We start from the raw sequence: 4,711 nt of genomic DNA on the forward strand, positions 1-4,711 counted from the left end.
CGCCTCCACTGTCGCGGTCACAGACCGGCCCTCACCAGCTCTCCCCAGAGGACAACCCAGAGACAGCCCCGGACTTCTTCAGGGGCAAGTAGCTACGACTTGTCCTTCCGAGCATGCGACAGCTGAATGCTCGAGCCGGGGTCGTTGATGTGGGCATGGGGCGGGGTGATCTGACGGATGCGGAGTGGGGGCGGCTCGAGCCGGCCGGCTTGGGCTTGGTGGCTGCGGCGGCCTGGCGCGTAGGGTGCCGGGATGATTGCGATGCCAGAGGAGTTCGCACAGAGCACCGTCGACCGCGAGGGGGAGGCTGGGGCGGCATGGCTCGCCGAGCTGCCCGGGATCGTGGAGGAGTTGCTGGGGCGCTGGGGGTGCGTGCCGGATGGCGAGGTCATGCACGGGGGCGTTGCCGTCATCGTTCCGGTACGGCGGCGGGCTGAGGAGAGCGCCGTGCTGAAGGTGTCGTTTCCGCATCCCGGCAACGTCCATGAGCCGGATGCGTTCGTTGCGTGGGGCGGGTGCGGCGCCGTCCTGCTGCATGAGCGCGACGACGAGCGGTTCGCGATGCTGCTGGAGCGGGTTCAGTCGTCGACCCTGGCGGAGGTCGAGGACGGCGACGAGGTGGTGACGGTCGCCGGGCGGCTCAATCGCCGCCTGGCCATTCCCGCACCGCCCGGCCTGCCCCGGCTGAGTGAGCAGGCCGGTGCCTGGGAGGAGCAGTTGTGCAAGGACGCCGAGGAGTTGCCACATCCACTGCCGCGTCGGGTGTTGGATGCCGCCATGGCGACCGTTCGGGAACTGGGTCGGGCCCAGCCGGACACCCTCATCCATGGCGACCTCCATGCCCGGAACATCCTGCGTGCCGACCGAGAGCCGTGGCTGGCTGTCGACCCCAAGGGGTACGTGGGAGATCCCGCCTACGACGGCGGCACATTGCTGAAGTCCCGCGCGCTGACGATCCTCGAAGCGGATGACCTGCGCAAGGCTGTCCATCGCGTCCTGGACGTCTTCGCCGAGGCCGCGGAACTCGACCGTGAACGCGTCCAACGGTGGGCCCAGTTCCATGCCGTCCAGGCTGTGTTCTGGGGCCGCCGCCACGGTTTTCGTATCGCCCGCAGCGGACCACGGCTGGACTGGCTCACCGAATTCGCTGGCCGCCTGGCGGAGTTGCTCACTGAGGGCTCGTAGAGCGTGATGGTGCTGGGCGGGTCCGGTGGGTGGACGAGCTCGGCCACTGTTGATCATCGCGACTTGTGTCGGAGTAACGATGAGATGGTGCCCGCTGGTCACAGCATAGATCCTGTCCGGTGGCGGGAGGTGTTCGCGGCGGCCATGGCCGCATCGCCGGCCGGTTCGCCCGATAGGAACCACGCCTGCGAGCCGGGCGGCTGGTGCTGGGTCTGCTGTCAGACCTCCCCCGCAAGAACTGCTGGACAATCGCGGAATGGGCCGGGGAGGCTGGCCCGCACGGCGTGCAGCATCTGCTGTGCCGAGCCGTCTGGGACGCCGATGGCGTCCGTGACGACGTGCGCGAATACGTCGTCGAGCTTCTATATGACGATGCCGCGGTCCTGGTTGTCGACGAGACCCGCGACGTGAAGAAGGGGACCCACACGGTTGGGGTCCAGCGCAAGTACACCGGAACGGCTGGACGAATCGAGAACTCCCAGGTCGCGGTCTACCTCGTCTACGCCGGCGAGCGCGGGCACGCGGCGGGTGGACCGGGAGCTGCACATCCCGCGCTCCTGGACGTACGACCCCGACCGCTGCCGGGCAGCCGAACTCGGCGGGGACACCGTCTCAGCCGGGCGCGGCGCGAAGGGGCAGAGGTTCTACGACTGGGCCGTCATCAACCTCGCAGAGGCAGCCCCGGGCCGCCACCAACTGCTGATCCGCCGCAAGCGCAGCACCGGTTAACTCGCCTAATACCGCCGTCACTCCACCACGCCCACATCCCTGGCCACCCTGGTCAAGGTCGCAGGTTCCAGGTGGCGGGTGAAGGAGACCTTGCAAACTGAGATGGGACTGGCCGGGCTGGATGATCACCGGGTCCGCCGCTACCCCTAGTGGGCCCGCTGGGTCACCCTCGCGATGCCGGCCCACGCCTTCCTCCCCGTCAATCCGCACCGACGAACACGCACACCGCTCCACACGAGACCACCTGATCCCGCTGACCTGCAGCGAGATCTGCCGCCTGTTCATCGCGCCCGTCGTCCGTATTAGCCCCAAAAGGGGACGAAGTGGCGGAATTGCTAGCCGAGTCCGTGCGGGAGAACCTGGTCAACCGCCCAGTGGAGGTGGCGCAAGAGGCGAGGGCTTTAGTGCGTGTCTGATGGGTCCCGAGCCGGGTCTGGCGGTGGATCTGTTAATGAGAACGAGGAAGGAGAACAAGCTCAGCGCGTGAGCAAGACCCCAATCGCGACGCCGAGGAAGATCATGCCTCCGGCGAACAGGCCGACGATCAGAGATAGGCGGTGCTTCCGGGTGAATACCCTTGCGCTTTGCGGCCTTTCGAGCAGGTAGACGACCGGCACATGGGTTCCGAGGGCCAATCCCAGCCCCATCCCCGTCGCGACGGGCCGGAACCTGACGGGCCGGCCCTGCCGGTCGGTGAACTCGATGACGGGCGTCGAAGAATCGTCCGCCGGTGCATGCTCCTGGTCCGCCACCACCCCCTCGGCGTGCAGCCCGTAGCGGCTCAGCCGCATCTGTAGCCGTGCCTCCCGCGCACCGGCCCACAGGCTCACCAGGCCCGCCAGCACGGCCAGCCCGATACCGATCGTTTCGCCCGTCATCCGTCCCCTGCCCTCCCTCGCACAGGGCCCGCCCGGCACGAGCCGCGCAAGAGGAGGACGCGGCACGCAGCCCGATGGTTCACGAAGGTGCGCGGGCACACCGGTTCCTCGGGCTTACGTGGTCGTGTCGGGGGGCACACGAAGGCCGGGCAGCCGCCTTCGCCGTCGGGCGCTCGACTGCCGGCCCTGATCAGCCTTCGCTGAGTCGAGCCAGCAACCGAGTCAGTGCAGTCAACTGACGAGGCAAGGCAAGCTCGCTGACCCATCGGACACGCCCTAGTCGCTCGCGGGACGGCTTCACCAGCAATGATGGGTATCTTGAGAATCACCAGGTCCGCTCTTCGTCATCCAGCAGTTGCGCGATCCACAGAGGGTCCTCTGCGGGCGGCGATCCGGTACAGCACACACTGGCGAAGCGGCCCATCGGGCACGCTCGGATCCTCGAAGTCGTCGGCAGGATCCCGGGTCATGCCGATCCGGCGCATCACGGCCTGGGAGCGAAGGTTGTTGACTGTCGTCGACGCAACCACTTCCGGCAGCCCGAGGGCTTCGAAACCGAAAGCCAGGCAGGTCAGGGCGGCCTCGGTGGCGTAACCGTGACCCCATGCCGAACGCTTCAATCGCCAACCGATGTCCACCCCCGCGAACGGCATGTCCTCGCCCACCTCGTCCAAGCCGGCGCGGCCGATGAACTCACCGGTCTCCCGTGCTTCGAGTGCCCACCACCCAAAGCCTCGCTCGTCGAACTCGGCCTGCATGAGTTCCACTGCGGCATCGCTTTGCTCCCGTGTGAGCAGTGCCCCCAGGTGTTCTCGGACTTCGGGATCGGTGTTCATAGCCGCCCACGGTTCGAGGTCGGATTCCCGCCACCGGCGGAGCAGAAGACGATCGGTTCGCAGCTCTGGCATGCCACCCAGCCAACCCGAACCAGATCAGGGTGTCGATCGATTATGTCGAGCCCGGCGGTGCTCGCCCATGCCGTACTCGCTGCGCAGATCCTCACGGCTCACACCACCCGGTGGGGCACCATCGCGTGGAGCCGTCCAAGGCATCCTCGGCCGCGCTGTCGGTGGGGAGCCAAGACGAGCAGGTCTGAGGAGAGGTTGGGGGCACGGGGTGGGGAATTCAGGGTCCTGTCAGCGATCTCGTGATGTCCGATCTGATCACGCTCTCTGTCCGACATTCCCTCCCGCCATTACTCTGCACGCATGGATGGCACACTCAGCATGGCGGTACTGGGGTTGCTGTTGTCTGCGATCTCGCTGGGATGGCAAGTAGGCAGCCATTTCCTTACCGCGGGGCGCGTGCGGTGTGAACTATGGGTAGGCCGAAGCGGGCCGGAATCGTTTCAACCAGGGCCGGGGTACAAGCTCACGAGCTCGCCTGCATCCATCGATCACGCCTACACGTCGTATACCCCAGACGCTGACAGAACGGAGTTCCCGCACGAGGTACTCATCATCAAGGTGTCCAACGTCGGCAGAGCGCCTGTGACAGTGACCTGGCCCAGCGCGTACTTCAAACGAGATGCTGTATGGGGAATAGGTACTTCCCCTCTTGGTTTCGAGATGACGGGAAGCTACTACCTGCTCGGACCCGGCGAAACCAGGGATTGGGTCATGCCTTTGTGGCCCGCGGTCCAGAAGTTTCGAGCTCAACACCCTGACGCTCCAGTAGTGATTCGCGGGCACATCGGCCTAGGCCAGCGCGAACGTAGGCGCCTCTCCCCTCGAAGTAATGCGCTGACCCTGCCTGCTGATGCGGCGCCCTTGCCCTAAGGGCCCGTAACTGACCTCCGAGATGGCCGCCCGGGTTCTGCCGATGGTTACTGACCTTGTTGGCGTGATGTCGTCAACGTGAGGCCGGTTTCGGCGAGACATCCATCGATGAGGTTGCTGCGGTACTGGATCTCGCGGAGG

Annotated in this window: 3 protein-coding genes and 1 pseudogene; 2 read left to right on the forward strand and 2 right to left on the reverse strand. The window is 66.2% G+C overall.

Features of this window, described 5'->3' with window-relative positions:
* The first annotated feature begins 252 nt into the window (after positions 1 to 252).
* Positions 253 to 1,185: an aminoglycoside phosphotransferase family protein gene (locus ACWC0C_RS47975; RefSeq protein WP_450871497.1), complete on the forward strand. Its 933-nt coding sequence runs from the start codon at positions 253 to 255 to the stop codon at positions 1,183 to 1,185.
* 119 nt (positions 1,186 to 1,304) lie between these two features.
* Positions 1,305 to 2,061, forward strand: a pseudogene (locus ACWC0C_RS47980) (IS701 family transposase); the annotation flags it as partial.
* Positions 2,062 to 2,390: 329 nt separating this feature from the next.
* Here the strand turns inward: ACWC0C_RS47980 and ACWC0C_RS47985 are convergent.
* Positions 2,391 to 2,792 (reverse strand): DUF3592 domain-containing protein, encoded by a 402-nt coding sequence (locus ACWC0C_RS47985; RefSeq protein ID WP_450871498.1) that lies wholly within the window; start codon positions 2,790 to 2,792, stop codon positions 2,391 to 2,393.
* 344 nt (positions 2,793 to 3,136) lie between these two features.
* Positions 3,137 to 3,700 (reverse strand): GNAT family N-acetyltransferase, encoded by a 564-nt coding sequence (locus ACWC0C_RS47990; RefSeq protein WP_450871499.1) that lies wholly within the window; start codon positions 3,698 to 3,700, stop codon positions 3,137 to 3,139.
* Between the last annotated feature and the right edge of the window lie 1,011 nt (positions 3,701 to 4,711).

It is taken from the genome of Streptomyces sp. NPDC001709 (genome assembly GCF_053596375.1).